Origin of the sequence: Intrasporangium sp. DVR, assembly GCF_040365325.1 — a bacterium.
Taxonomy (GTDB): Bacteria; Actinomycetota; Actinomycetes; order Actinomycetales; family Dermatophilaceae; genus Intrasporangium.
Map to the genome: position 1 here is coordinate 1 of NZ_BAABZW010000001.1, position 25,601 is coordinate 25,601.

At 71.1% G+C, this 25,601-nt stretch carries 23 protein-coding genes; 11 read left to right on the forward strand and 12 right to left on the reverse strand.

The features are described 5' to 3' along the window. Nucleotides 1-258 precede the first annotated feature (258 nt). The gene (locus tag ABWV20_RS00005; RefSeq protein WP_353352699.1) at nt 259-1,179 is read left to right on the forward strand and encodes a LuxR C-terminal-related transcriptional regulator; all 921 of its coding nucleotides are present in this window, start codon (nt 259-261) and stop codon (nt 1,177-1,179) included. A 76-nt stretch (nt 1,180-1,255) separates the two neighbouring features. On the opposite strand, the gene ABWV20_RS00010 is transcribed toward ABWV20_RS00005, so the two are convergent. After that, nucleotides 1,256-2,422: a TIGR04053 family radical SAM/SPASM domain-containing protein gene (locus ABWV20_RS00010; RefSeq protein WP_353352700.1), complete on the reverse strand. Its 1,167-nt coding sequence runs from the start codon at nt 2,420-2,422 to the stop codon at nt 1,256-1,258. Nucleotides 2,423-2,566: 144 nt separating this feature from the next. Between ABWV20_RS00010 and ABWV20_RS00015 the strand changes: the two genes are divergently transcribed. Next, complete coding sequence (locus ABWV20_RS00015) at nt 2,567-2,983, forward strand: DUF6841 family protein (protein ID WP_353352701.1); 417 nt, start codon at nt 2,567-2,569, stop codon at nt 2,981-2,983. A 547-nt stretch (nt 2,984-3,530) separates the two neighbouring features. Here the strand turns inward: ABWV20_RS00015 and ABWV20_RS00020 are convergent. The 3 genes from ABWV20_RS00020 to ABWV20_RS00030 all read right to left on the reverse strand — a co-directional run bounded on the left by ABWV20_RS00020 (nt 3,531) and on the right by ABWV20_RS00030 (nt 6,198). Beyond that, nucleotides 3,531-4,205, reverse strand: coding sequence for a response regulator (locus ABWV20_RS00020; RefSeq protein ID WP_353352702.1), 675 nt, complete (start codon nt 4,203-4,205; stop codon nt 3,531-3,533). Beyond that, on the reverse strand, nt 4,202-5,338 hold the full coding sequence (locus tag ABWV20_RS00025; protein ID WP_353352703.1) for a sensor histidine kinase: 1,137 nt from the start codon (nt 5,336-5,338) through the stop codon (nt 4,202-4,204). Before ABWV20_RS00025 ends, ABWV20_RS00020 begins: the two co-directional genes overlap by 4 nt. Nucleotides 5,339-5,403: 65 nt before the next feature. Then, nucleotides 5,404-6,198, reverse strand: coding sequence for an alpha/beta hydrolase (locus ABWV20_RS00030; protein ID WP_353352704.1), 795 nt, complete (start codon nt 6,196-6,198; stop codon nt 5,404-5,406). Between the two features lie 104 nt (nt 6,199-6,302). On the opposite strand from ABWV20_RS00030, the gene ABWV20_RS00035 reads away from it, so the two are divergent. Together ABWV20_RS00035 and ABWV20_RS00040 are read left to right on the forward strand one after the other, a co-directional pair. Further along, nucleotides 6,303-7,418 carry a P1 family peptidase gene (locus ABWV20_RS00035; protein ID WP_353352705.1) on the forward strand — a complete coding sequence of 372 codons (1,116 nt, stop codon included), beginning with the start codon at nt 6,303-6,305 and terminating at the stop codon, nt 7,416-7,418. Nucleotides 7,419-7,458: 40 nt separating this feature from the next. Further along, nucleotides 7,459-8,877, forward strand: coding sequence for a glycosyltransferase (locus ABWV20_RS00040; protein ID WP_353352706.1), 1,419 nt, complete (start codon nt 7,459-7,461; stop codon nt 8,875-8,877). Nucleotides 8,878-8,910: 33 nt separating this feature from the next. Here ABWV20_RS00040 and ABWV20_RS00045 read toward each other — a convergent pair whose 3' ends face one another. Beyond that, entirely contained in the window at nt 8,911-9,525 is a 615-nt protein-coding gene (locus ABWV20_RS00045; RefSeq protein ID WP_353352707.1) for a nucleotidyltransferase family protein, read from the reverse strand. Nucleotides 9,526-9,613: 88 nt separating this feature from the next. Here ABWV20_RS00045 and ABWV20_RS00050 point away from each other — a divergent pair, with 88 nt between their 5' ends. Continuing rightward, nucleotides 9,614-10,372 carry an endonuclease/exonuclease/phosphatase family protein gene (locus tag ABWV20_RS00050; RefSeq protein WP_353352708.1) on the forward strand — a complete coding sequence of 253 codons (759 nt, stop codon included), beginning with the start codon at nt 9,614-9,616 and terminating at the stop codon, nt 10,370-10,372. Nucleotides 10,373-10,435: 63 nt separating this feature from the next. Here ABWV20_RS00050 and ABWV20_RS00055 read toward each other — a convergent pair whose 3' ends face one another. The 6 genes from ABWV20_RS00055 to ABWV20_RS00080 all read right to left on the reverse strand — a co-directional run bounded on the left by ABWV20_RS00055 (nt 10,436) and on the right by ABWV20_RS00080 (nt 17,857). After that, a complete protein-coding gene (locus ABWV20_RS00055) occupies nt 10,436-11,851 on the reverse strand; it encodes an amidase (protein WP_353352709.1) in 1,416 nt (471 codons plus the stop codon). A 52-nt stretch (nt 11,852-11,903) separates the two neighbouring features. Continuing rightward, nucleotides 11,904-14,411 carry an MMPL family transporter gene (locus ABWV20_RS00060; protein WP_353352710.1) on the reverse strand — a complete coding sequence of 836 codons (2,508 nt, stop codon included), beginning with the start codon at nt 14,409-14,411 and terminating at the stop codon, nt 11,904-11,906. Further along, entirely contained in the window at nt 14,404-15,108 is a 705-nt protein-coding gene (locus ABWV20_RS00065) for a TetR/AcrR family transcriptional regulator (RefSeq protein ID WP_353352711.1), read from the reverse strand. Before ABWV20_RS00065 ends, ABWV20_RS00060 begins: the two co-directional genes overlap by 8 nt. 43 nt (nt 15,109-15,151) lie before the next feature. Further along, the gene (locus ABWV20_RS00070) at nt 15,152-16,129 is read right to left on the reverse strand and encodes a nucleoside hydrolase (RefSeq protein WP_353352712.1); all 978 of its coding nucleotides are present in this window, start codon (nt 16,127-16,129) and stop codon (nt 15,152-15,154) included. 157 nt (nt 16,130-16,286) lie between these two features. Next, entirely contained in the window at nt 16,287-16,622 is a 336-nt protein-coding gene (locus ABWV20_RS00075) for an ArsR/SmtB family transcription factor (protein WP_353352713.1), read from the reverse strand. Between the two features lie 98 nt (nt 16,623-16,720). Next, on the reverse strand, nt 16,721-17,857 hold the full coding sequence (locus ABWV20_RS00080) for an MBL fold metallo-hydrolase (RefSeq protein WP_353352714.1): 1,137 nt from the start codon (nt 17,855-17,857) through the stop codon (nt 16,721-16,723). Between the two features lie 147 nt (nt 17,858-18,004). Here ABWV20_RS00080 and ABWV20_RS00085 point away from each other — a divergent pair, with 147 nt between their 5' ends. From ABWV20_RS00085 to ABWV20_RS00105, 5 genes are all read left to right on the forward strand, one after another. Continuing rightward, nucleotides 18,005-18,550, forward strand: coding sequence for a DsrE/DsrF/DrsH-like family protein (locus tag ABWV20_RS00085; RefSeq protein WP_353352716.1), 546 nt, complete (start codon nt 18,005-18,007; stop codon nt 18,548-18,550). Between the two features lie 31 nt (nt 18,551-18,581). Further along, entirely contained in the window at nt 18,582-18,815 is a 234-nt protein-coding gene (locus tag ABWV20_RS00090) for a sulfurtransferase TusA family protein (protein ID WP_353352717.1), read from the forward strand. 4 nt (nt 18,816-18,819) lie between these two features. Next, complete coding sequence (locus ABWV20_RS00095) at nt 18,820-20,346, forward strand: 4Fe-4S dicluster domain-containing protein (RefSeq protein ID WP_353352718.1); 1,527 nt, start codon at nt 18,820-18,822, stop codon at nt 20,344-20,346. Between the two features lie 97 nt (nt 20,347-20,443). Next, the gene (locus tag ABWV20_RS00100) at nt 20,444-23,308 is read left to right on the forward strand and encodes a molybdopterin-dependent oxidoreductase (RefSeq protein WP_353352719.1); all 2,865 of its coding nucleotides are present in this window, start codon (nt 20,444-20,446) and stop codon (nt 23,306-23,308) included. After that, a complete protein-coding gene (locus ABWV20_RS00105; protein ID WP_353352720.1) occupies nt 23,305-24,441 on the forward strand; it encodes an Mrp/NBP35 family ATP-binding protein in 1,137 nt (378 codons plus the stop codon). The genes ABWV20_RS00100 and ABWV20_RS00105 overlap by 4 nt, the downstream gene beginning before the upstream one ends. Before the next feature lie 172 nt (nt 24,442-24,613). On the opposite strand, the gene ABWV20_RS00110 is transcribed toward ABWV20_RS00105, so the two are convergent. Next, a complete protein-coding gene (locus tag ABWV20_RS00110; protein WP_353352721.1) occupies nt 24,614-25,147 on the reverse strand; it encodes a peptidase in 534 nt (177 codons plus the stop codon). A gap of 212 nt (nt 25,148-25,359) precedes the next feature. Between ABWV20_RS00110 and ABWV20_RS00115 the strand changes: the two genes are divergently transcribed. Next, nucleotides 25,360-25,578 carry a hypothetical protein gene (locus ABWV20_RS00115; protein WP_353352722.1) on the forward strand — a complete coding sequence of 73 codons (219 nt, stop codon included), beginning with the start codon at nt 25,360-25,362 and terminating at the stop codon, nt 25,576-25,578. The last annotated feature ends 23 nt before the right edge of the window (nt 25,579-25,601 follow it).

Below are 25,601 nucleotides of genomic sequence, written 5' to 3' on the forward strand. Positions count from 1 at the left end.
TCGCGTGTCTCACCCGCCATAAGGGAGACACGCCCTAGTTGACGAGGGCCGGTGCAGGCTCCCGACGCCACAATGCCCCGGCCACGGCCATCGCCATGGGCCCAGCGGCTAGCCTTGACCGGTCATGGCAGGTACCGGCCACTCGCGCTGGCACACGTACGGGGGTAACACATGGACAGTCCGCTGTCATCGCTGTCATCGCTGGCACATCGGCTCTACGGCGCCTTGGCTGCGGCAACGAGGCCCACCACGGCCACCATGGCGGAACAGCTCGCGGTCGATGTCGAGGCGGTAGAGGGCGCCGCTGACGAGCTCGTTGCCGTCGGGTTGGTAGCCCCTTCGCAGGTCAATGAGGGGGAGTGGCGAGTCGTGCACCCATCGACTGCGCTGGGTTCGTTCCTCAGCGATGCGGAGGACGCCGCTGCTCAGGCGCTGCTGCGCGTCAGCTGTTTGCGAACAGACATCACCTCCCTGGCCAGGACCTTCATCAGCAAGGAGATCCGGCCCGCGACGACGGAGGACTGCACGTTCGAGGTGCTGCCTGACCGGGACTCGGTGCTGCGGCAAATGGAGCTCACGGCCGAACGCACCACTGAGCGGCTGTGGGCCTTCTTGACCCAACGCCCTACGCTGGCGGCCCTCAACAGCTCCCACGTCGCTGATCAGGGGATGCTGGCGAGAGGTGTGAAGCTGCGCACCCTGTGCCTGGACGGGTTCCTCCGTGACCCAAGGCTCGTGCGCGCGATGCGCTCCAGGTCCGCCGACGGGGCGGAGGTCCGGACCACGCCATCGCTCCCGGCCCGCATGGTCATCATGGACGACCACGCCTTCGTGGCGCGAGATCCCGCGAACCTGAAGGCCGGTGCCGTGATGACCAGGTCAGCAGGCCTGGTCGCCACCCTGGTCGACTACTTCGAGCACCGGTGGTCGCGCGCGAGCCCACTGCCCACGACGGCCCTGAAGTCACACTCGATGGGTGGTGTGGCCGGCCCGATCAGTGAGACCGAGCTGACCCTGCTGCGCATGCTTGCCGACGGGCACAAGGACGAGCGGATATCGCGAACCGTGAATCTCTCGGTGCGCACGATTCGTCGCATCATCGCTGACCTGAGTAGCCAGGTCGACGCGCAGAGCCGTTTCCAGCTGGCGATTCTCGCCCGCGACCGGGGTTGGATCTGACGTCCGCCAGGTTCCCGGACGGACCGTGAGAGAGTCAGTCAAGCCTCAGGTGAGGCTTCACCGGGACGCCTGGCGGTCATCCCACCGGAGTTGGCAGCGGCACGGCGAGCGCCGCATCGAGGGTGCCGGGCAGGTGACCGCACGCCGGGTCCTCGGCGAGGGGGTCGCCGTAGGCCGCGTAGGCCCGGGCACGTGAGCCCCCGCAGAGGTCGGCGTACTCGCACACCCCGCACCGGCCGGAGAACCGGGCGGCGCGGATGTCCTTGAGCAGCGGAGTGTTCCGGTAGATCTCGGCGAGCGGGCGGTCCTTGACCGAGCCGAGCGGCAGCGGCAGGAACCCGGCCGGGGTGACCTCGCCGTCGTAGGCGACGAAGACGATCCCCTTGCCGTCCCTGGTCCTCGCCGTCTGCGCGCGCACCCTCGCGGCCGGCTCACCCATCAGCTCGGTCAGCCGCCCCGAGAGCTGGCGGTACACGGCCGACTCCGGCGGGGCGACGCCGTCCTGGCGCCAGGCGACGACTCGGCGGAAGAAGGGGGCCTCGACGGTGCGGACGATGAAGCCGTGCTGGCTGGCGTCGTAGAGGAAGTGGCAGACGTCCTCGTGCTCGTCCGGGCTGATGGCACCCTCGGCGACACCGCGCCCGACGTGGACGAGGAAGAAGACCTCCCAGATGTGCGCGCCGGCGTCGGAGATGAGCTTGGCGACGTCGGCGAGCTCGTCGAGGTTGCTCTTCATGACGGTCGTGTTGATCTGGACGGTGAGACCGGCATCGGAGAGCGCGCGGATCGCTGGGATGGTCTGGTCGAAGTGCCCCGGGATGCCGCGGACGCCGTCGTGCGTCGCCGCGCAGGCACCGTCGAGGCTGATGGACACGGCGTTGATGCCGGAGTCGACCATCCGGGCGATGGTCTCGGGGGTCAGCTGCGGGGTCACCGAGGGTGACAGGGCGGTCGGGATGCCGCGGGCTCGCGAGGCTTCGACGAGCTCCCAGATGTCGGGCCGCAGCAGGCAGTCGCCGCCGGTGAGGACGAGGATCGGGTAGGGCCGGCCGAAGGCGGCAACCTGGTCGAGGAGGTCGAGGCCCTGCTCGTGGGTGAGCTCTCCGGGGAGGGCGCCGGCCATGGCGTTGGCGCGGCAGTGCTTGCAGGCGAGCTGGCAGGCACGGGTGACCTCCCAGAAGACGAGCATCGGTCGCTGGTCGAAGTTGACCTTGCTCGGTGCCGTGGGGCTGTGTGGTGACATGGGGCTCGAGGCCTCCTCGTGTCGTCAGTGGATCCCTGGAGTACTACGACGCAGTGTAGTACTACATGTCGGTGGCCTTGCCCGCCGGTTGGGGAGATGCTGGCCACAGGCCCACCGATGCCGTCGGTCCGGAGGGAGATGCCGATGACTCTCGACGAGTTCGTCGCTCGTTATGCCGCCGACTTCGCGTCCGGCGATGCAGCCACGGTCGCAGGGCACTTCGCCGACCCCGTGCACGTGGTGGGCGAGACACGCGTGGACCCGGAGGTGACCACGGCCGACGGAGCGCAGTGGCGGCGCGTCGTGGACCGGCTGCTCGGCGCGTACCGTCAGCTCGGCGTGACGGGGGTGCGGGTGCGCAGTCTGCAGCCGGTGTGCCTCGGCGGCGGCGTGCAGCTGGCCGTCGTCGCGTGGACGCTCACCCGCGCCGACGGGTCGTCGGTCTACGACTTCGAGGCGGCCTACACCGTCGTTCGTGCGGGCGGCGGGCTCCGGATCGCGGCCGTCGCCCACAACGAGACCCCGAGACTGCTTGCGGCCCTGAGCGCCCACCGGAGCTGACCGTCGCAGCGAAGCCGGCCCAGCGGCATACGTCCCCAGCGGACGCCGTATGCCGCTGGGCTGGGTTGCGCTGTCGGTGACCGTCGAGGCAGCCCTCCTGCCCGCAGGGGTGCTCGGCGTCAGCCGGAGGCCGGGGTGGTTGCTCGGAGGAGTCGCAGCTGCCGTCGGCCTGGCGGCCCGGGCACGCCGTCGCCAGGCCGACGGCGCCCTGCCCGGAGGCCCGCGGCCCGAGGTCCCGGCTGACGTGCCGCTCTGGACCGTCGCCTGGCTCACGGAGCGGTCCATCTGCGTCTGGCTGGCGCTTGCCCTCCGGGTCCGGGCGGAATGCCCTACCGTGGCTCGCGGCTGGCCCGGGCCGCCCACTGGCGCCGGCACCTCGCCGTCGTCCACGCCGCGGGCGACAAGGGGACGTGAGGCGCACCCGCCTCCAGGGGGAAGGACGGGTGCGCACTTCGAATGTAGGAGCGCGAGCACCTGTCTCGATGCACTTCGGCGGCGCGGGGCCGAATCTTGACGCCGTCTTAACGCCGGGGTGGGGAAACGTGCGTCAGGGCTCGAACCGGTAGCCCAGTCCGGGTTCGGTGATGAGGTGCCGAGGTGAGCCGGGACGCTCCTCGAGCTTGCGGCGCAGCTGGGCCATGTAGACCCGCAGGTAGTTCGTCTCGTCCCCGTAGGAGGGACCCCAGACCTCCTGCAGGAGCTCACGCCCAGAGACGAGGCGCCCCGGGGACCGAACGAGCGCCTCGAGAACGTGCCACTCGGTCGGAGTCAGCCGCACCTCGGCTCCGCCGCGCAGGACGCGCTTGGCGCGCAGGTCGATCGACAGGGTGGGAGTGTCGACCGTGGCCGTGTCCTCGGCCGGGGCCGCCCGGCGCACCGCCGCCCGCATCCGGGCGAGCAGCTCCTCCATGCCGAACGGCTTGGTGACGTAGTCGTCCGCACCGGCGTCGAGGGCGGCGACCTTGCCCGCCTCCCCGTCGCGGGCGGACAGCACGATGACGGGGACCGCGCTGCGGCGCCGAAGGGTCGAGACGACGTCGACCCCGTCCATGTCGGGGAGGCCCAGATCCATGATGACGAGGTCGGGGCCGAAGCTCGCGGCCAGCTCGAGCGCGGTGCGCCCGTCGGCTGCGGTCCGCACCTCGTGCTTGCGGGCCTGGAGGTTGATGGCCAGGGTGCGGCGCAGCCGGTCGTCGTCCTCGACGATGAGCACCCGGCTCATGGCGCCACCGGCAGCTCGACGCACATGGTCAGCCCACCGCCCGGCGTCACCTCGGGCTGGATCGTCCCCGACATGGCCTCGACGAGGCCGCGCGCGATGGCCAGCCCCAGGCCCAGACCGCCCGGGGTGGCGTCGCCGAGCCGCTGGAACGGCGCGAACATCTGGTCCCAGCGGTCCGAGGGAGCGCCCGGGCCGTGGTCGACGATGCGGATCTCGACCGTCGCCCCACCGGCGGCGGTCGACCGGGTGGCGCTGACCTCCAGGGGCCGGTCGGTCGGGCTGAAACGAGCTGCGTTGTCGAGCAGGTTGGCCAGCACCCGCTCGAGGAGGGGCGCGTCGGCCAGGATCTCCGGGACCGGGTCGGGGACGGCGACCTCCACGGGCGGACCGTCCCAGGCGGTCAGGGCCCGGTACACGACCTCCTCGACGGCGACCGGAGTCGGGTGCACGGACACCGCGCCGGCCTGGATGCGGCTCAGCGCCAGCAGGTCGTCGACCAGCTGGGCCAGCCGGTCGGCCCCGTCCTCGATGGCAGCCAGCAGCTCCGCCTCCTGCGCCGGCTGCCAGTCGACGTCCTCCTGGCGCAACCCGGACGAGGCGGCCTTGATGGCCGCGATCGGGGTTCGCAGGTCGTGGCTGACCGCGGTCAGCAGTGCGGACCGGACGCGGTCGGTCTCGGCCAGCTGCTGTGCCCGGGCAGCCTCCCGGCCGATGGCCAGGCGGTGGCGCTCCGCGCGGGCCCGGTCCCGAGCCCCGATCTCGACCACCACGCTGACGATCACCGCGACGAGGACGAAGACCACGAGGTCGACGAGCGCCTCGGGCTGCTCGACCGTGAGGGTGGCGTAGGGCGGGGTGTGGAACCAGTTCACGGCGACGAACCCGCCGACCCCGGCGAGCACCCCCGGCAGCAGACCACCGACCACCGCGATGAGCACGACAGCGAGGAGGTAGACGACGAGGATGGTCTCCCCCCGGCCGGGGAGGCCCGCGGCGACGGTGGCGAAGGTGAGCAGCGGCAGACCGACGATGCCGAGCCCGAACCCCATGAGCTGGCGGCGGCGCGGCAGGGCAGTGGCCGGACGCGGCTCGCGGGACGCCCAGCCGCCGGCTCCACCTCCCGACCTCTCCACGCGAACAGGCTGCCACACGGCAGCTCACCTGCAGCGGAGCTCGAGCCGTATGCCGCTGGGCCGGCTCACGCTCCCGACCGTCCCCGAGCGTCCGCGAGGGCGAGCAGCACGGCGTCAGCGAGCTCGTCGGGATGCGTGTACAGGTTGTTGTGCGAGCCGTGGACGACCGCCGTGCGGACCCGCGTGGACCGGCTGGCGGCGTCGGCGAGCGCTGCCAGCCACTCCCGGGGAGCGTACGAGTCGTGCTCACCCGCGATGAGCGTCACGGGTGCGGCCAGGGCGGCGATCCTCGCCTCGGGCACGTCCCGCACGCCGCTCACGACGAGCCGGACCAGGTCGAGCCGCGCACGCAGCACCTCCCGGACGTCGACCTCGGCCAGGCGGTCCTTGCGGTAGGCGAGCGGTGTCGCCCCCAGGAGACGGAGGACGTGGCGATGCTCGGGGCGGAACGTCGGCCCGGCCATGACGAGCGCCAGCGCGCGGCGCGGCTCGAGCGCCAGCGCCGTGGCGAGCGCCGCCTGTGCCCCGGTCGAGTGGCCGAGCACGACCACCGGACGGTCCTCGGCCACCTGCGCAACCCACTGCGCCGCGAGCGCGCCGACCGCCTCGATGTGGGGACGGGCGCTGCGTGGCTGCGACGACCCGAAACCGGGCACGTCGAGCACTGCGCACTCGATGCCGCGAGCGGCGATCGCGTCGGCGGTGGGCAGCGTGTAGCCGGGCAGCCCGAGCCCGGGAAGGACGACGACCAGAGCCCCGTCCGCTGCCGGCTCGCCGCCCCGAGGGAGGTGGTGGAGCGAGCGCACGCCCCGGGGCCCGACGAGGGTTTGCCGCTCGTCGGCGCGGAACGTGGCTCTCATGGTCCTGCCGACCCTATCCGGCGCCACGTGCCGTGGACCCGACCCGCGCCGGAGCCCGCTCTCCGCGCGGGAGCGAGCCCAGCGGCATACGGCATGCTGGAGCGGTGGACGAGCCCCCGGACGAGACGGTGACGCGGCCGCGCGCCAGGCAGCTGGGCCTGACCTTCGGTGGCTTCGACACCGGCCCGCTCAACGCGATCACCGACGTGGCACGGGTCGTCGTCGGTCACGTCACCCTCCGCGACGACGAGGCCGGCGTGCACTCGGGCGTCACCGCCATCAGCCATCCGCTGTTGACGGCGGGGACCGCCCTGCCCGCCGGGCTGTTCGTCGGCAACGGCTACGGCAAGCTTGTCGGAGCCACCCAGGTGATGGAGCTCGGCCGGCTCGAGACGCCGGTGCTGCTGACCTCGACGCTGTCGACGTTCCGGGCGGCGGACGCCCTCGTCACCTGGGTCCTCGAGAACCACCCTGGGCCGCCGACGAGCATCAACCCGGTGGTCGGCGAGATCAACGACGCCTGGCTCTCGTCGACCGACCCGCGGCCCGTCACACCCGAGCACGTCCACACCGCGCTCCGGCTCGCCAGCCCCGGCCCCGTCCCGATGGGCAACGTCGGTGGGGGAGCGGGGGCGTGTGCGCTGGGGTTCAAGGCAGGCATCGGCTCGGCGTCGCGGGTCCTGCCCGGAACCGCGGATGGCCCGGCCGGGGGGAGCGCCGACGGCACCGTGGGCGTCCTGGTCCAGGCCAACATGGGCGGTACGCTGCGTCTCGCCGGCCGACTCGTCAGTCCGCAGGACCTCGGGCTCCGGCCCGCCGGACCCGTCACTCCTGAAGCCGGGTCCTGCGTGGTGCTGGCCGCAGTCGACTTTCCTTGCGTCCCGGGTGATCTCACCCGCATGGCCCGCCGGCTGGTCTTTGCCCTCGGCCGCGTCGGCGCCCGTTTCAGCCACGGCAGCGGCGACTACGGCCTCGCGTTCTCCGTGGCTCCCGGGCTGCCTGCCGAGCCACTGTCCCCCGCAGCGCTGGACCGGGTCTTCGAGGCGCTGATGGACTCGGTGGAGGAGGCGGTGGTCGATGCCCTGCTCGCCGCGGACACCGTCCGGACAGACGACGGACGGGTGGCCCACGCCCTCCCGGCCGCTGCGGTCGGCGAGGCGGTCGGCGAGGCGGCCGGCACGGCGCCCGACGCCGACGGAGGGACGCGCCGAGGTTCCTGAAGAGCCGATCTCGGAGCGGCGATGGTGTGACCATGGACGAGTGGAAGCCGTCGAGATCCATGCCGAGCCACTGGATGCGCTCGCGGAGCTCCTCGAGCCCGAGCGAGCCGAGCTGTTCCTGTCCACGGCATCGTTCGCGCGCGGGCTCCTCAGCGGACGGATCGTCTGGAACATCAACTCGACCGCGTCGGGCGGGGGCGTGGCCGAGATGCTCCAGACCCTGCTCGCCTACGCCCGTGGGGCCGAGGTGGACACCCGATGGCTCGTCCTCGAGGGCGACCCGCAGTTCTTCGAGATCACCAAGGCCCTGCACAACGCGCTCCACGGGTCCCTCGTGGGCCGCACCGGCTTCGACTCCGTCGACCAGGCCCACTACGAGCGGGTGATGCAGGCGAACCTCGCGCAGCTGCGTGGCATGGTCCGCCCCGGCGACGTCGTGCTGCTGCACGATCCGCAGACCGCCGGCCTGGCAGCCGGGCTCAAGCAGCTGGGCGCCCACGTCGTCTGGCGCTGCCACATCGGGCGGGACGAGAGCACTGAGATCACCGACCTCGGGTGGGCCTTCCTCAGGCAGCACGTGCTGGCCGCCGACGCGTTCGTCTTCTCCCGGGTCAGCTACATCCCCGACTGGGTCCCGCGCGAGCGAGCCGTGGTCATCCAGCCCTCGATCGACCCCTTCTCCACCAAGAACGCCGAGATCGTCGGCGCTGACGTCAGGCGGATCCTGCTCGAGGTCGGCCTCGTCCACAACGGCGACGTGCGCGAGACCTTCGAGTTCCAGCGCCGGACGGGGGAGCACGGGGTGCTGCGTCGGCACGCCGACCTCGTCTCCAACGCGCCACCCCCGATCACCGCGCCGCTCGTGGTCCAGGTGAGCCGGTGGGACCGGCTCAAGGACATGCCCGGCGTGCTGACCGGCTTCGCCGCCCACGTCGCACCGCACACCCGCGACGCCCACCTGGTCCTTGCGGGACCGGACGTCTCAGGGGTCTCGGACGACCCCGAGGGAGCCCAGGTCTACGCGGAGTGCAGGGAGCTGTGGCGCCGTCTTCCCGATGACGTGCGGGGCCGGTGCCACCTCGCCTCGCTGCCGATGGACGATGTGGACGAGAACGCCTTCATCGTCAACGCGCTCCAGCGCCACGCCGCCATCGTCGTCCAGAAGAGCCTGGTCGAGGGGTTCGGTCTGACCCTCACCGAGGCGATGTGGAAGGGCCGCCCCGTGGTCGCCAGCGCCGTCGGTGGACTGCAGGACCAGCTCACCGACGGCGACGAGGGGCTCCTGCTCGGCGACCCGGCAGACCTGGAGTCCTTCGGCAAGCTCGTCACGCGACTGCTGGAGGAGCCCGAGCTGCGGGCCGCCATGGGCCAGCGCGGACAGGAGCGCGTGCGCCGCACCTTCCTCGGCGACCGGCACCTCATCGAGTGGGTGCACCTGCTCCGGGCCCTCGCGGCCTGAGCACAACTGCCTGTCGCGGGCGTCGCCCCGGCCTCAGCCGGTCGCGGGCGACTGCTCGAGGCGGGCAGCGCCGTTGACGGTGGCGGGGCCCTCGGGCGGCTCGATGATGGCGAGGGCCTCCAGGAGGTAGAGCAGGGCGGCAGCGAAGGGGTTGTGCGCGGTGTCGCGGCGGACGACCGTCCAGTCCACCTGCTCGCGCAGCGCGCGGGCCACGGGGATGTGGACGGCGAAGTCGCAGTAGTGCTCGGTCAGGGCGTTGAGCCGGTGGACCAGCAGGTCGGTCGCGGGCATGACGGGCATCTCGATGGACAGGACGCGGAGCGGGGTGGCGCGCTCCACGACGCCCCGGTCGGCGAACGTGCCCGCCGGCCGGAAGATGATGTCCACGAGCGCGTCGTCGACGAAGACCTTGAACAGCCAGTCCTCCGGGGGTTGGACGACCTGCAGACCTTGGTCGGCCAGGGCCTGCGCCACCTCGGCGGCGTCCTCCTTGGCGATGAGGAAGTCCGCGTCGTGGTTCGGTTCCGGTCCTCCCCGCGCCCAGACGCCGTATCCACCGATGAGCGCGAACGGGCGACCCGTCTGCTTGAGGGCCACGGCGACGGTCTTGAGCGCCTCGCGCAGGTCGTGCTGTCCAGGTTCACCCATGTAACGGTTGTACCCGTTGTCCCGCCCCCCTCGCCCGACGGACGCCGATTCGTGGGCAGGTTCCGGGTGGAGGGGTAACTGCACCTACATGCGAGTCGCGACGTTCAACATCCTCAACGGACGGGTGCCCTCCGACCAGCACGTCGACCCTGCGGGGCTGGCTGATGCCGTGAAGCGCCTGGACGCCGACATCCTCACGCTGCAGGAAGTCGACCAGAACCAGCACCGTTCGGGCTTCGCCGACCTCACCTCCGTTGCAGCCGAGGCGATGGACGCGCCGCACCACCGGTTCGTCGCAGCCATCCACGGCAGCCCGGGGGCGACCTGGGTGGCGTCGACGGGTGACGAGCAGCCGGACTCCGCTGCCTACGGCGTTGCCCTCCTCTCCCGGTACCCGGTCAAGGGCTGGCAGGTGGTGCGCCTCGAGCCGGTGCCGTTCCGCGTGCCGATGCGCTTCAAGGGCCGGCTGCGCCCCTACCTCGTCACGGACGAGCCCCGCGTCGCCGTGGTGGCGACCATCGACACCCCGGTCGGGGAGTGCACCGTCGTCGGGACCCATCTGTCGTTCATCTCGTGGTGGAACGTGCGCCAGCTCCACCAGGTCGTCCGCGCGACCGTCGACTGTCGGGAGCCGGTGCTGCTCATGGGGGATCTCAACATGGGTCCCGACCGGGCGGCGCACACGACGGGGATGCGACCGGCCGCCAGCCACCCGACGTATCCCGTCGACGATCCGTCCGAGCAGATCGACCACATCCTCGTGCGCGGTCGGCTGGCGACGGGGGAGAGCGGTGCCCCGGCCCTGCCCATCTCCGACCACCGTGCCCTCTGGGTCGAGGTGGGCTGAGCGCCATGCCCGCGCTCGACCGGGACGGCCGGTCGCTACGACGCCCTCCCAGCGGGCCCGGCGTCAGCCGTCGCGCGGAGTGATGGGCAGCTGCTGCGCGAGCCCCACGGACCGCTCGAAGGCGGCCGCGACAGCGAGGAGCAGGGCCTCCGACCCGGGTCGCCCCACGAGCTGCACGCCGACCGGCAGGCCCTCGTCGGAGAGGCCGCAGGGCAGGGCGACCACGGGGCAGGCGGTGAGCGTGACCATGAAGGTGATCGCGATCCAGTCGACGTACGTGTGCTGCTCGGTCCCGGCGACGTCCCTCGGCCAGGCCCAGCCCACCGGGAACGGGTCCAACGGGGCGGTCGGCACGACGAGGACGTCGTGGGTGCCGAAGAAGTCGAGGGTGCGGTGGACCAGCTCGCCCCGGGAGCGTTCGGCGGCCTGCACGTCCGCGAGGGACTGGGTCAGGCCGAGCTCGATGTTCCAGACGATGTCGTCCTTGATGCTCTCGCGGTGGGAGGCGAGCAGGGGGCCGTTGACCGTGGCGAGCAGGTGAGCGCGGAGCACGTGGAAGGTCTGGGAGGCCCCCGTGAAGTCAGGGCACTCGTCGGTGACCTCGGCGCCGAGATCGCGGAAGTGGCCCAGGGCGCGCCGGGTGACCTCGCGCACCCCCGGCTCGACGGGAAGGACTCCGAGGTCGGGGGAGTAGCCGACCCGCAGCCGCGGGGGCAGGTCGCCCAGACCCGCCACGTAGGACCGTCTCGGCGGCCGGCGCGTCAGCGGGTCGTGGCGGTCGAGTCCCGCGAGGGCGTCGAGCATGAGGGCGACGTCGGCGACGTTGCGCGCCATCGGCCCCTCGACCCACAGGGCGTCGAAGGGCACCGGTGGATGCTTCCGCGGCACGAGCCCCGGTGTCGGTCGGACTCCGACGACGCCGTTGTAGCCGGCCGGGGTCCGCAGGCTGCCGCCGAGGTCGTTGCCCGTCGCCAGCCAGGCGCTGCCGGACGCCAGGGCCGCAGCGGAGCCGCCGGACGAGCCGCCCGCCGTGCGACCGGTGTGCCAGGGGTTGCGGGTGGCCCCCCACACGGTGTTGTACGTGTGCCCGCCCGCGAACTCCGGCACGTTCGTCTTCGCGTAGGGGATGCCGGCGTGGGTCTCGAGCCGCCGGACCATCGCGTCCGACTCGGGGGCGACGGTGTGGCGCAGGATCGGCGAGCCGCTCGTCGTGAGCTGTCCGCGGACGTCGTTGTAGTCCTTGACCGCCACCGGGAGCCCGGCGAGCCAGCCCCGCTCGGTGGGCGGCGACCCCTCCCGTTCGAGTCGCTGGGCGGCGGCGCGAGCCGCCTCGAAGAAGCGGATGGGGAGTGCGTTGACGGCTCCGTCCGTGGCCGTGACGTGCTCCTCGAGCGCGTCGAGCACCTCCGTCGGGGTGACGTCGCCCGCACGCAGGAGCGCGACGACCTCGGTCGCGGTGGAGCGGATCAGGCCGTTCACACCCTCGAGCATGCCGTATGCCGCTGGGCTCGGTCCCGGACGAGCCGTCCGCTCAGGAGCGGTTGGCCGGAGCCGCCTCCTCGTGGTGCACGACGTGGGGGTGGCGGCGCTCGAGGGCGGCTCCCTCGACGTCGAGGTTGGGCAGGGCCCGGTCGAGCCACCGGGGGAGCCACCACGCCTTGTCCCCGGCGAGGTGCATGAGGGACGGCACGATGAGCATGCGCACGACGAACGCGTCGACGAGGACACCGAACGCCAGGCCGAAGCCGATCGGGCGGATCATCGCGCTGTGGGAGAAGATGAACCCGCCGAACACCGCCATCATGATGATCGCGGCTGCGGTGACCACGCTGCGCCCTGCGTGCACGCCCTGGACGACCGCCAGCCGGGCCGAGGCGCCGTGGACGTAGGCCTCCCGCATGCCGGAGCCGAGGAAGAGCATGTAGTCCATGGCCAGGCCGAAGAGGATGCCGGCGAGCATCGTCGGCAGGAAGCTGAGGATGGGGCTCGGGTTGTCGACGCCGAAGATGTCCGAGAGCCACCCCCACTGGTAGATCGCGACGACCCCACCGATGGCGGCGAAGTACGACAGCACGAATCCGAGCGTGGCGATGACGGGCACGAAGACCGAGCGGAACACCAGCACGAGGATGACGAGCGAGAGGCCGACGACGAGGCCGAGGTAGGCGGGCAGGGCGTCGGACAGCTTGCCGGAGATGTCGATGTTGCCACTCGCCATGCCGGCGACGTCGAGACTGACGGTCCCACCCATCGGCTCCAGCTCCCGGAGCGTGTGGACCAGCTGCTCGGTCGAGGGTTCGTTGGGTCCCCCGGACGGCACGACCTGGAAGGCAGCCGCGGTGCGTCCCTCGGACATGCCGATCGGGGCGATGGCGACCACGTCCTGCTGGGCCGCGACCTCCCGCGCGATGGCGGCCTGTGCCGTGACGTCGGTCGTGCTTGGCGGGAGGTCGGCCAGGTCGGCGACGACGAGCAGCGGAGCGTTGCGGCCAGGCCCGAACTTCTCCGAGATCGTCGAGAAGGCCTGGTACTGCGTCGAGGTGACGTCCTCGGATGAGCCGTCCGGCAGGCCGAGTCGCAGGTCGAGGGACGGCAGGGCGATGGCGAGCAGGGCGCTGATCCCCAGCACGATGCTGCCGACCGCGCGGAGCGTCGACATGGGCCGCAGGCGCCGGGCGCTCGCCGTTGCGGCGGAGGAGTCCACGCCCGACCCGGCCCGGGCGACCCGAGCCCGCTCGCGGCGGCTGAGGATGCGCTCACCGATGAGCCCGAGCAGGGCGGGGGTGAGAGTCACCGCGATGAGGACGGCGATGGCGATGGAGAGTGCCCCGACGGTTCCCATCAGGCCGAGGAAGGGGATGCCGGTCACGTTGAGGGCGAGGAGCGCGATGAGGACCGTGGCGCCCGCGAAGACGACGGCGTTGCCGGACGTCCCGTTGGCCAGGCCGATCGACTCGACGACGTCATACCCCTGCTTGAGCTGTCGGCGGTGCCGGTTGACGATGAACAGCGAGTAGTCGATGCCGACGGCCAGCCCGAGCATGAGGCCCAGCACGGGGGTCACGCTGGTCATCTCGACGACGCCCGAGAGCGACATCGTCGCCAGGGCGCCGATGGCCACGCCGATGAGGGCCATGGCGATCGGCAGACCGGCGCCGACGAGCGTCCCGAGCATGATCACGAGGACGATGCCGGCGACGACGATACCGATGACCTCGCCCACCCCGAGGATGCCCGGGATCCCGCTGGCGAGCTCCGCCGAGTAGGAGACTTCGACGCCGTCGGTCCGCGTGCCGAAGGCGGCCACGACGGCGTCCTTCTCGGCTTGCGTCACGTCGAGCTGCGGCTTGTCGAAGAGGACGGTGACGATCGCGGTGCTTCCGTCCTCGGAGACCATGCCGATCCCGGAGGAGAGCTGGAGCAGGCTGGCGCCGTCCGCGATCTGCCGGCTGCCCTCTTCCAGCTTCGCGGCCTGCTCCTGCAGGCCCTTGCGTGCGGCGTCGATGTTCGCCTGCTGCGCGTCGAGGAGCGCTGCGACCTGGTCGAGGGTCCCGGCCGCCTCGGCCTCCTCGCGGGCTGCGTCGAGCTGCCCCTGTCCCGACTCGAGCCGGGTCTCGCCCTTGGCCAGCTGGCGGCGGCCGTCCTCGATCCGCGCCCTGCCGACCTCGAGGTCGCGCAGCTGGCTGGCCCGCTGCTGCTCGGTGGCGAAGGGGTCGACCACGGTCTCGACGAAGTCGAGTCCGAGCGCCGCGTCGGCCTGGTCGCTGATCGCCGCGCGCTGCACGGGCGTCAGGGGTGACCCGTCGGTGGTCCGGAAGACCACCGAGCCGTTGCCACCTGCCGCCCGGGGGAGGACCTCGTCGAGCCGATCGGTCACCTGGGCGGTGCGGGTGCCCGGGATCGACACCGTGCTGGTCAGCGTCCCCGCTCCCACGGCGAAGGCGATGCCGGCAGCCGCGAGGAGGACGAGCCACACAGCGAGGACGAACCGGGCTCGTCGAGCCGCCGTCTGTCCGAGCCGGAAGAGGAATTCAGCCATGACGTTCTTTCTGGGGCAGGGGAGGAGGGGGGATCAGCCGGCGCGACGCGTCCGGGTCGTCGAAGCCGCCACGGGTCAGGTCGATGAGGCGACCGAGCAGCTCGGCCCACACGGTCCGCGAGCGAGCGTCCACGGCGCCGCCGGTGGCAGCGAACCACTGCCCGTGCAGCACGACGAGGCCGCTCATCAGGGCGCCGACGAGCAGGCGCGTGGTGAGCTCGTCCGCCTCGGGGTGGCGTCGCAGGATGCCTTGGCACAGGTGCTCGCTCGCATCGGTGAACACGAGGTGGAGCATCATCGCCTGGCGCGCTGACCGCTCCTCCTGCTCGGCGCCGAGGACACGCGTGAGGTAGGCCATCGGCGGGACGAGGTCCGTCGAGGTGAGTGCGCCGGTCACCTCGTCGAACAGGGACGACTCGCTCCCACGGGTGCCCTGCGCCGACGCGAGGGCCTCGAAGGCGACGAGGAGCTCACCGAGCACCTCGCTGCACGCGGTGATGACGATGTCGTCGACCGATGCGAAGTGGTTGAAGACGGTGCGACGTGAGACGTCGGCGCGGTCGGCGAGCTCGTCCACGGTGAACCCGTCGGACTCACGCTCGTCGAGGAGCGCCCGGGCGGCGTCGATGATGGCGCGGCGGTGGCGCTGACGCACCTCACCGCGGCGGTCCCGTCGGGGGATCTCGCTCGTTCGCACGTTTTTACACTACGTGCAACTGTGCACGGAGTGCAAAACGCTCTCAGCCGAAGCGGCCCCCGCGCAGCGGCCGACTCACCTCGGTCTCGGTGGCCAGGAGCCCGGTGATCCAGGCGTGGAAGCCCGCGCCGTCGGCGGCTTCGACGACGCGGGCGTTGGGCTCGAGACCGTGCACGCCCCAGGACATGGCGGAGTAGCCGCGGGTCAGCTCCGAGCTCGCCTCGACGGCCACGTGGTAGTCCTGTGCCCGAGAGACGAGCTCGGGGTGGAGGAGGACCCCCACGGACAGCGAGTCGGGGTGGGTCGTGCCGGGGATGCCGACGCTCTCGTCGAAGGCGAGAGTCGGACCGCAGACCGTGAGGAAGAAGCGGGACAGCGGGGTGCCGATCGCCTCGATGCCCGCCAGCTGCTCACGGCTGAAGACTGCGTCGTTGAGGGTGAGCGGGGCCCAGGGCACCACGGTGACGTCGCGGAAGCCGGCCTCGAGGACGACATGGGCGGCGTGCGGGTCCACGTAGAAGTTGAACTCTGCGGCGGGGGTGATGTTGCCGCGGCCGTTGTTCGAGCCGCCCATGATGACCAGGCTCTTGACGTTCTCGACGAAGTGCGGGTCCTTGACCACCGCCATCGCGATGTTGGTGAGTGGACCGATCGCCACGATGGAGAGCTCGCCCGGGGCCTCCGCGGTCAGGCGGATGAGGGCGTCCACCCCGTGCTCGTCCTCCGTCACCGTCTCGGCGACGTCCATGTCCAGCCCGCCGGACCCGTCGCCGTGGACGTTCTCGGCCGACACCCAGGGCAGGACGAGCGGGCGGCGGCACCCGAGGTGGATCGGCACCGACCCGAGGCGCCCGGCGGCGCTCAGGGTCATCTGGGCATTGCGCACCTGGCGGTCGAAGCCGACGTTGCCGGCGACCATGGTGATGGCCCGGAGGTCCGCCTCCGGGTCGAGGAGTCCGGCGATGATGGCGACGCAGTCGTCCTGGGCGGTGTCGGTGTCGAGGATGAACGGAATGCTCACGGGATCTCCTTGGAGGCAGCGCCCCCGGTCAGGGGTGGGTGAGGACCGAGATGACGCGCAGCCGATCCGTGTCCGGCACCTGGGCGGCGTTCGCGCTCACCGAGCCCAGCGGCATACGGCCATTGTGGTCAAGCACAGACATGACCCTCGGCTGCCTTCAGGGCGACAGGGCGCCGCTGAGGCGGACCTGGTCCGCGAGGTCCTCGGCGAGGAACTCGCGGAGCAGGTCGACGGCCTGGATGACCTTCTGGCTGCGCAGGGCGTAGTAGATGTTCGTCCCCACCCGGTGTGAGGTGACGATCCCGCGCTCGCGGAGGACCGCCAGGTGCTGGCTGGTGTTGGACTGGCTCAGGTGCAGGGCCTCGCTGAGGTCGCCGACGCTGAGCTCGCGGTCCCGCAGCTCGTTGATGATGAGCAGGCGCTTGGGGTCGGCGATGGCTTTGCACACGCGGGCGTGCAGCTCCTGCAGCTGGCCTGCGACATCGGGCTGCATCCGTCCTCCGATCCCGGGGCCTGGTCAGATCGGCTCCAGTCTAGGTCCTGCCTGGTGCGCTGCCTCCTCCGCCGCCCCGCGTGCTGTCCGGTCGGCGGTCAGGCGAGGGTCGTCGAGGCGACGCACTGGTTGCGACCGACGTCGAGCAGGTCGAGCTCGTCCTCGGGCGGGGCGAGCTTGCCGGCATTGACGAGCCGGATGGTGTCGTACGTGTCGGGAGCGTGGGGCAGGGAGGCCACGATCTCCTCGACGAAGCGCTCGATGGCCCGCTCGTTGAGCAGCGTCGCGGTGAAGACGTCCTCCAGCGTCGTGACGACCAGGCCGTCGTCGTTGACCTCCTCGCTGCTCGACCAGTGGGCCGGTGCGATGATGGTCGCCGGGTCCAGGGGACGCAGCCGCTCGTGGACGCTGTGGAACAGGTCTCGCGCGAGCTCCTCCGCCTGGCCCGTGAGGTCCGGCCGGCCCAGGCCCCGCACGAAGACCGTGTCGCCGACGATGAGAAGGCGGTCGCTGACGAGGAAGGCCGTCGTCCCGGGCGTGTGGCCCGGCAGGTGCATCGTCAGCGTGCGCACGACGGCGGAGCCGAGGTCGAGCACGTCGCCGTCCTTGAGCGGACGGTTGGGGAAGGGGACGATCCCGCCTGCGTCCTCCGGCGGCAGGTGGTACTCCGCACCGAGCTGCTCCGCCAGGGCGGGACCACCGCTGATGTGGTCGGCGTGCACGTGGGTGTCGACGATGTGGGCCACCGTCATGTCGTGCTCGGCGACGAGGTCGAGGTAGGGCTGCGGGTGGCGGGTCGGGTCGACGATCATGCAGCGGCCGCCCGGGACGCCGATGACGTAGGAGAGGCAGGCCTTCGCCGGCCGTTGGAACTGCCAGGCCCGCACCTCGCCCGGCAGGTCGGGGATCTCCTTGGCCACGAGCAGTCTCGCCCAGGCGTCGGTGCCACCCTCCAGGGACCGGGTCTCGACGCCCAGCGCCTCGAACTCCTCTGCCACGAGCTCGGATCCGTTGCCCTGGCCGCACACCACGACGGCGCCCTCGGGCGTGCGACGACAGTGCTCCTCGAGGTCCTCGAACACCTCGTAGACGGGAACGTTGCGGGTGGGGACGGGGCGGTTGCCCTCGACCTGGCTGGCCGCGAAGTCGTCCTTGTTGCGGACGTCGAGGATCTCGGGCACAGTGCCCGCCTCGATCTCGGCGAACAGCTGTGCGGGACTGATCGTCTTCGCCATTGAAGAGGTCCTTCCGGGGGGTGAGGGGGCATCCGGGCCCACGGACGCATTCAGCGAATTAGGGCCTTGTTATATGCGCATACGTGAATGTAATGTCGAGTGTCACACGGTGCAACACCTTCTCGCAACGGCGCGAAAGAGGTCTACATGACTGAGGCAGTGGCAGATCCGCCAGCTCACCCGCTCACCCGAGCCGTCCGGCCGGCCGAGGACACCGCCCCGGAGGCCATGACGATCGTGGCCTGGTCGGGCGACCTCGACCGGATCTGGCCGACCCTCATCCTCGGCTCGACGGGGGCGGCCTACGGGATGCAGACGACGATCTTCTTCACCTTCTGGGGGCTCTTCCCGCTCGTGCGGGACGACGTCCGGATCACGGGGACCAACGCGATGACCAAGGCCCTCGCGGGGATGAACCGGCCGGGCATCAGCAACATGAAGCTGTCGAAGTTCCAGATGGCCGGCGCGGGGCCCTGGATGATGAAGAAGCTGGCGCGGGACCAGGACGTCGCGTCCCCCAGGGAGCTCATCGAGATGTGCGTCGAGCTCGGTGTCGAGCTGTGGCCCTGCGAGATGTCGATGGACCTGCTCGGGCTGCGCAAGGAGCAGCTCATCGACGGAGTGGGCGAGCCGGTCGGCGCCGCCACCGCCCTGTCGGCGATGAGCCGGTCGCAGATCAACCTCTTCATCTGACGCTTCACCCGACCGCCAGCAAGGAGCTCCCATGGACCACCCCATCGACGCCACCATCGACGCCAAGGGCAAGAAGTGCCCCATGCCGGTCCTCATGGCCTCGCGGGCCCTGAAGGCCCTCCAGTCCGGGCAGGTGATGCTCATCGAGGCCACCGACAGCGGCTCGCAGAGCGACATCCCGTCGTGGGCGCGCGACACCGGCAACGAGCTGCTCGAGGCCACGACTGTCGACGGCGTGCATCGCTACGTCGTCAGGAAGTCGTGAGCCGGTGCAGTACGGATTCGCGATCGACCAACGCACCTGCATCGGCTGCCACGCCTGCACCGTCGCGTGCAAGACGGAGCACGAGGTGCCGCTGGGGCAGTTCCGCACCTGGGTCAAGTACGTCGACAGCGGCACCTTCCCGGACACCACCCGCTCGTTCGGGGTGATGCGCTGCAACCACTGCACCGACGCACCGTGCGTGAAGATCTGCCCGACGCAGGCGCTCTTCAAGCGCGACGACGGGATCGTCGACTTCGACGGCGACCGCTGCATCGGCTGCAAGAGCTGCATGCAGGCCTGCCCCTATGACGCGATCTACATCGATGCCGACACCCACACCGCCGCGAAGTGCAACCTGTGCGCCCACCGGGTCGACAACGGGATGGAGCCGGCGTGCGTCGTGGTGTGCCCGACCCACTCGATCTGGGTCGGCGACCTGGACGACCCGACGAGCGGAATCGCCCGGCTCGTCGCGACCCAGGAGACCTCGGTGCGCACTCCGGAGCAGAACACCGGGCCCAACGTCTTCTACCTGGGCGCGGACCAGGCCGTCCTCGATCCGCTCGCAGCCCCGGTCGACGACACGTACATCTGGGCCAAGCCCGATGCGCAGCGGCTGATGACCCAGGGGGACGTCCCGGGCAGCCCGCGCAGCGGCGCCCGCACCACCCTCAACACCGCCCATCCCCGGCCGTGGGGATGGAAGGTCGTGACGTACCTGTGGACCAAGGGGATCGGGGCCGGTGCCCTGCTCGTGGCCGCTCTCGCCGTCCTCCTCGGCACCGACCTGGGCCCCTTGGGCGACTACGTCGCACCGGCGCTCGGGATCTTCGGTGCGGCGACGACCGGGGGTCTGCTCGTGTGGGACCTCAAGCGTCCCGAGCGGTTCCTCTATCTCTTCCTCAAGTCGAACTTCTCGTCGTGGCTCGTCCTCGGCGGCTACGTCCTGACGGTCTTCACCGGCGGCTCCGTGCTGTGGCTGCTCGTCGCCCTGCTCGACGTCGACTGGGCCATGACCGTGCTGGCGTGGCTGGCCATCCCGGCCTCGGCACTGATGGCCGGATACACGGCCTTCCTCTTCGGGCAGGCGGAGGGGCGCGACCTGTGGCAGTCACCGGTCCTCTTCTGGCACCTGCAGGCGCAGGCGGTCATGGTGGGCAGCGGCGCACTCCTCGTCGCCCGGCTGTTCGTCGACCTGCCGCAGAGCTCCCAGGACCTGCTCGTGGGGGCGTTCGTCGTGGCGACCGTCGGCCACCTGGCGATCCTGCTCGTCGAGTACGGCGGGCGGCACGTCTCCCGTCAGGCCGCGGCCGCGGCGCACATCATCACCCGGGGTCGCTACTCGCGCACCTTCTGGCTCGGCAGCGTCGCCCCCACCCTTCTCGCGGCAGTCCTCGGCGCCGTCGCCTGGGTCTCGGGCACGAGCGTGGGTGTCGGCCTCGCGGCAGTGGCCGCCCTCATCGTCCAACCCGCGCTGCTCGCCTACGAGACCGTCTTCGTCCGTGCCGGGCAGGACCTCCCGCTCTCCTGACCGCCACCCTGACCGCCACCCTCGCCGCCACCCTCGCCGCCGCCTTCGCCGCCACCCTCGCCGCCACCGGCGTCATCGCTCCCGAAAAGGACCTCCCATGACTGCAGAGCCCGTTCAGCGGCCGCCGGTGCCCATGCCGGGTGCCCGCACCCACGAGAAGCTGCGCAACTTCCCGCCACCGGAGGAGTGGGACGCGCACGTGGAGTACGACGCCCGCGCCCACCCGAGGAAGGTCGCGCACACCTACTCGCTCATCCCGACGATCTGCTTCAACTGCGAGTCGTCCTGCGGCCTGCTCGCCTACGTCGACCACGAGGACCTGTCCATCAGGAAGTTCGAGGGCAACCCCGCCCACCCCGGATCCCGGGGCCGCAACTGTGCCAAGGGTCCGGCGACGATCAACCAGATCCACGACCCGGAGCGGATCCTCTACCCGCTGCGGCGAGTCGGAGAGCGCGGGTCCGGCCAGTTCGAGCGGGTCTCCTGGGACGAGGCGGTCCGCGACATCGCGGGGCGGATCCGCCGGGCCATCGTGGAGGACCGGCGCGACGAGGTGATGTACCACGTCGGTCGCCCGGGGGAGGACGGCTTCGTCGAACGCGTCCTGCAGGCGTGGGGGGTGGACGGGCACAACTCGCACACCAACGTGTGCTCCTCGGGGGGTCGCTCGGGCTACACCCACTGGATGGGCTACGACCGGCCGTCACCGGACTACGCCAACTCCCGGGTGATGCTGCTCCTGTCGAGCCACCTCGAGACGGGCCACTACTTCAACCCGCACGCGCAGCGGATCATGGAGGCCAAGCAGAACGGCGCCAAGCTCGTGGTGCTCGACCTGCGCCTGTCCAACACGGCCTCGCACGCAGACCTCTGGATCTCGCCGTGGCCGGGCAGCGAGGCGGCGATCTTCCTCTCGGTCGCCTCCTACCTGTTGCGCACGCGGACGGTCGATGCCGACTTCCTGCGCCGCTGGGTCAACTGGGACGTCTACCTCGAGCGGCTCCACCCCGACGCGCCGAAGGACTTCGACGTCTTCCTCGACCGGCTGACCGAGGACTACGCGCGATACACCTTCGAGTTCGCGGCCCAGGAGGCCCACGTCCCGGTTGCCCAGATCGAGGAGCTGGCCCGGATCGTGGCGCAGGCCGGCAACCGGCTCGCGACCCACACGTGGCGCTCGGCTGCGGCCGGCAACCTCGGCGGCTGGCAGATCACCCGGAGCCTCTTCTTCCTCAACGTCCTCACCGGCAGCGTGGGCACGGTCGGGGGGACCCATCCGAACGGCTGGGACAAGTTCATCCCGCACTTCCCGGAGATGCCCGAGCCCAACGACGTCTGGAGCGAGAAGCTCTGGCCGCCGGAGTACCCGCTGACGACGAACGAGATGTCGATCCTGCTGCCCCACCTGCTCAAGGACGACCGGGGCCGGCTCGACGTCTACTTCAGCCGCGTCTACAACCCGCTGTGGGTCAACCCGGACGGCTTCACCTGGATCGACGTGCTCAAGGACGAGAGCAGGATCGGCCTGCACGTCGCGCTGACACCCACGTGGAGCGAGTCGGCGACGTTCGCCGACTACGTCCTGCCGATGGGCCACGCGTCCGAGCGGCACGACACGATGTCCTTCGAGACGCACACCTCCAAGTGGATCGCGTTCCGGCAGCCGGTCACCCGGGTCGCCATGGCCAAGAGGGGGATCCCCTTCCAGGACACCCGCGACACCAACCCGGGTGAGGTGTGGGAGGAGAACGAGTTCTGGTTCGAGCTGTCCTGGCAGATCGACCCGGACGGCTCCCTCGGCATCCGCCGGTACTTCGAGTCGAAGGAGCGTCCGGGCGAGAAGATGACCCAGGACGAGTACTACGACATCCTGTTCGCCCACAGCGTGCCCGGGCTCCCCGAGGCCGCAGCCGCCCAGGAGATGACACCTCTGGAGTACATGCGCACGTACGGCGTCTTCGAGGTGGCCAAGGACGTCTACCGGCTCGACGAGCGCCCCCTGACCGAGGCAGAGCTCGACGGCGCGGTGCCGGACGGGCACGGGGTGCTCCGCAAGCCGGTCACTCTCGACACCGCCCCTCCGCTCGTGGGGGAGGCCGGCGCCGTGGGGTTGCAGCACGAGGACGGCAGCGCGACCGCCGGATGGCTCTCACCGTCGCGCAAGCTCGAGATCTACTCGACCACGCTGGCCGACTGGGGCTGGCCCGAGCAGGCGACTCCCGGCTACATCGAGTCCCACGTGTCCGCGCGACGCATCGACCGCGACCACGACGAGTTCGTCCTCATGCCGAACTTCCGCCTGCCCACCCTCATCCACACCCGCTCCGGCAACGCGAAGTTCCTCAACGAGATCGCCAACACCCATCCCTTGTGGTGCAACAAGACCGACGCGGCAGGACTCGGGGTCACGACCGGCGACCTGGTCAGGGTCACCACCGAGATCGGCCACTTCGTCGCCCGGGTCTGGGCCACGGAGGCCATTCGTCCCGGCGTCGTCGGCATGTCCCATCACATGGGCCGGTGGACCCAGGAGGGGCATCCGGGGAGCCGGTGGGTGATGGGCCAGGTGAAGCTCAACCGGAGCGAGGACGGGATCTGGAGGTTGCGCTACACCGAGGGCGTCGAGCCGTTCACCAGCGCGGACCCCGACTCGGAGCGGATCTACTGGGACGACCCGGGGGTGCACCAGAACCTCACCTTCCCGGTCCAGCCGGACCCGGTCTCGGGGATGCACTGCTGGCACCAGAAAGTGAAGATCGAGAAGGCCCGGCCCGGCGACCAGTACGGCGATGTCGAGGTCGACGTCACCAAGTCGCGTGAGGTCTACCGTCGCTGGCTGGCCATGACCCGGCCGGGGCCGGGACCGGACGGTCAGCGCCGGCCCGAGTTCATGATGCGGCACGTGACCCCCAAGCGGTCGGCCTACCGGGTCGCCGAGGTCGCGAAGGGCACGGCTTCATGAGCCTCATCTCCCGCCTCCGCCCCGCGGTGGAGGTCGACCTGGCCGAGGTCCACGCGGCCCTCGGCCGCGTGGAGGACCCCGAGCTGCACCTGCCCCTGCCCGAGGCCGGCATGATCGGCGACGTCGAGGTGACCCGCAGCGGCACCGTCAAGGTCACGGTTCGACTCACCACGCCGTCGTGCCCGATGAAGGACACCCTCGGCTCGGACATCACGTCCGAGGTGGGCGGGGTCGCCGGAGTCGAACGGGTCGAGGTCAGCTTCGCCGCGATGAGCGAGCACGAGCGGATGAACCTCGCCGCCCGGCTCCGCGGCGACCTGCCGACGCACGGCCACGCCTTCGGACCCGACTCGAGGACCACGGTCTATGCGGTCGCGAGCGGCAAGGGCGGCGTCGGCAAGTCCACCGTGACGGCCAACCTCGCCGTCGCGCTCGCCCAGCAGGGCAAGCGGGTCGGCATCCTCGACGCCGACGTGTGGGGCTACTCCATCCCGCATCTCTTCGGGGTCCGCCGGGCGCCGATCGCGATCAAGGGGCTGATGCTCCCGGTCGAGGCGCACGGCGTCGCCCTCATGTCGGTCGGCTTCTTCGTCGACGACGACGAGCCCGTCGCCTGGCGTGGCCCGATGCTGCACAAGGCCCTCGAACAGTTCCTCTCGGACGTCCACTGGGGTGAGCTCGACGTGCTGCTCATCGACCTGCCCCCGGGCACCGGCGACATCACCATGTCGCTGCTCGAGCTCGTCCCCGACGCCGCGCTCATCGCGGTGACGACGCCACAGCCGGCCGCGGCGGTGGTCGCCGAACGCGTCGGCCGGATGGCGCGCAACGCCCGGATGCCGGTCGCCGGAGTCATCGAGAACATGTCGACCCTCGTCTGCGAGGCCTGCCACGAGAGCACCCCTCTCTTCGGCGTCGGCGGCGGGCAACGCCTGGCGACAGCCATCGGTGCGCCCCTGCTCGGGCAGGTGCCGCTCGACGTGGCGCTGCGCCAGGGAGGTGACAGCGGGATCCCGGCGGTCCTCGGCTCCCCGACCGCCTCGTCGGTGCACGAACTCCGGCGCATCGCGACCGTCCTCCCCGTCGTCCGCCGCAGCCTCGTCGGACGCAGGCTGCCCCTCACCGTCGTGTGACCCCCCACCCCGCCGCGCGAGGCGGCCGGAGTCGCCGGATCATCGATGACGACGCGGCGTTCACCAACCTGACGTCGCAGAGCAGCACGCGGCGACCGTCGGTGAGGACGCCGGCGACGACACGATGCAGGTAGGGCTGGGCCGGGCCCACGGTGCTCTCGGTCACCGGGACTCAGGAGGCGAGCAGCAGGGACAGTGCTGCGGTGTCGGCGTCGTCGTCCGGGTCGATGCCGTCGACGGCCGCCAGCCGGGTGACGGTGCCGCGGCGGTCGGCCTCGATCCAGGCCGCTCGGTGCGCCAGCCCGAGGTGCGGCAGCCCCGGCAGCAGCAGGCAGCCGGAAGCGGTCTCGTACTCCGGCAGGGACGCGACGGTGCTCGACGGGGGGTGCAGCACGGCGAGCGCCGGGGGCAGGGCATCAGCGAACTGGCCCGGGCGCAAGGGGTGGTCGCCGACGAACTGGCCCTCGGCGAGCACGAGCCCGACGGAGTGCTGAGGGGCGTGGGCTGGGACGTCCTCGACCACGCGGAAGACGGTGCTCCCGTTGGGAAGCATGTGGGGCACCGCGGCCAGGCGCACCGCGAGCAGGAGGACGTGTGTCCACTCGACGGTGTCCTCGGGCCACCGGCCGACGATGATGAACCCGCGGAGCGCACCGTGGGACTGGATGGGGGCGATCTCGACCTTGGGGTCGTGCTCCTGATCCATGAGGACCTCCCTCCACACCGTCTCAAAGTGGTGGGTGTCCTCTCAGCATGCCACCAGGGCGGCTGGACGGCACGCATCCGAGCGCCTGTCGCGGCGCCAGGTCAGCCGCGTCGCTGCGCTGGGCCGGGTGAGGGCGGTGTGCGCGCGCCGGAGGGCCCACGGTCGCACGTAGACTGATCAGTGGGGGACGAACGCATCGGGAAGTGAGCAGCATGTCTGGCAAGGGTGACAACGAGGGACTGTCCATCGGCTACCGCATCGGCTACCAGCTGAGGCGTCTCGGTCTCACCTTCTTCGGTCCGGCCCAGCTGGGTGAGACCAACGACCCGACGGCTCGACTCGCCGCCGAGCGTGCGGCCAAGGTCGCCCGCGCGCGGCGCGAGCGGGAGCAGCGCGAGGCCGAGGAGAAGGCGCGGCGCAGCGCGGCCTGAGTCCGGCTGAATCATGTTGGGCC

Bases quoted from the DNA above. Each gene is read 5' to 3' on its own strand.
- ABWV20_RS00060 (WP_353352710.1), bottom strand. From the start codon at position 14,411: ATGGCTGAATTCCTCTTCCGGCTCGGACAGACGGCGGCTCGACGAGCC.
- ABWV20_RS00005 (WP_353352699.1), top strand. From the start codon at position 259: ATGGCGGAACAGCTCGCGGTCGATGTCGAGGCGGTAGAGGGCGCCGCT.
- ABWV20_RS00105 (WP_353352720.1), top strand. From the start codon at position 23,305: ATGAGCCTCATCTCCCGCCTCCGCCCCGCGGTGGAGGTCGACCTGGCC.
- ABWV20_RS00100 (WP_353352719.1), top strand. From the start codon at position 20,444: ATGACTGCAGAGCCCGTTCAGCGGCCGCCGGTGCCCATGCCGGGTGCC.
- ABWV20_RS00015 (WP_353352701.1), top strand. From the start codon at position 2,567: ATGACTCTCGACGAGTTCGTCGCTCGTTATGCCGCCGACTTCGCGTCC.
- ABWV20_RS00080 (WP_353352714.1), bottom strand. From the start codon at position 17,857: ATGGCGAAGACGATCAGTCCCGCACAGCTGTTCGCCGAGATCGAGGCG.
- ABWV20_RS00085 (WP_353352716.1), top strand. From the start codon at position 18,005: ATGACTGAGGCAGTGGCAGATCCGCCAGCTCACCCGCTCACCCGAGCC.
- ABWV20_RS00115 (WP_353352722.1), top strand. From the start codon at position 25,360: ATGTCTGGCAAGGGTGACAACGAGGGACTGTCCATCGGCTACCGCATC.
- ABWV20_RS00030 (WP_353352704.1), bottom strand. From the start codon at position 6,198: ATGAGAGCCACGTTCCGCGCCGACGAGCGGCAAACCCTCGTCGGGCCC.
- ABWV20_RS00050 (WP_353352708.1), top strand. From the start codon at position 9,614: ATGCGAGTCGCGACGTTCAACATCCTCAACGGACGGGTGCCCTCCGAC.
- ABWV20_RS00045 (WP_353352707.1), bottom strand. From the start codon at position 9,525: ATGGGTGAACCTGGACAGCACGACCTGCGCGAGGCGCTCAAGACCGTC.
- ABWV20_RS00010 (WP_353352700.1), bottom strand. From the start codon at position 2,422: ATGTCACCACACAGCCCCACGGCACCGAGCAAGGTCAACTTCGACCAG.
- ABWV20_RS00020 (WP_353352702.1), bottom strand. From the start codon at position 4,205: ATGAGCCGGGTGCTCATCGTCGAGGACGACGACCGGCTGCGCCGCACC.
- ABWV20_RS00110 (WP_353352721.1), bottom strand. From the start codon at position 25,147: ATGGATCAGGAGCACGACCCCAAGGTCGAGATCGCCCCCATCCAGTCC.
- ABWV20_RS00075 (WP_353352713.1), bottom strand. From the start codon at position 16,622: ATGCAGCCCGATGTCGCAGGCCAGCTGCAGGAGCTGCACGCCCGCGTG.
- ABWV20_RS00090 (WP_353352717.1), top strand. From the start codon at position 18,582: ATGGACCACCCCATCGACGCCACCATCGACGCCAAGGGCAAGAAGTGC.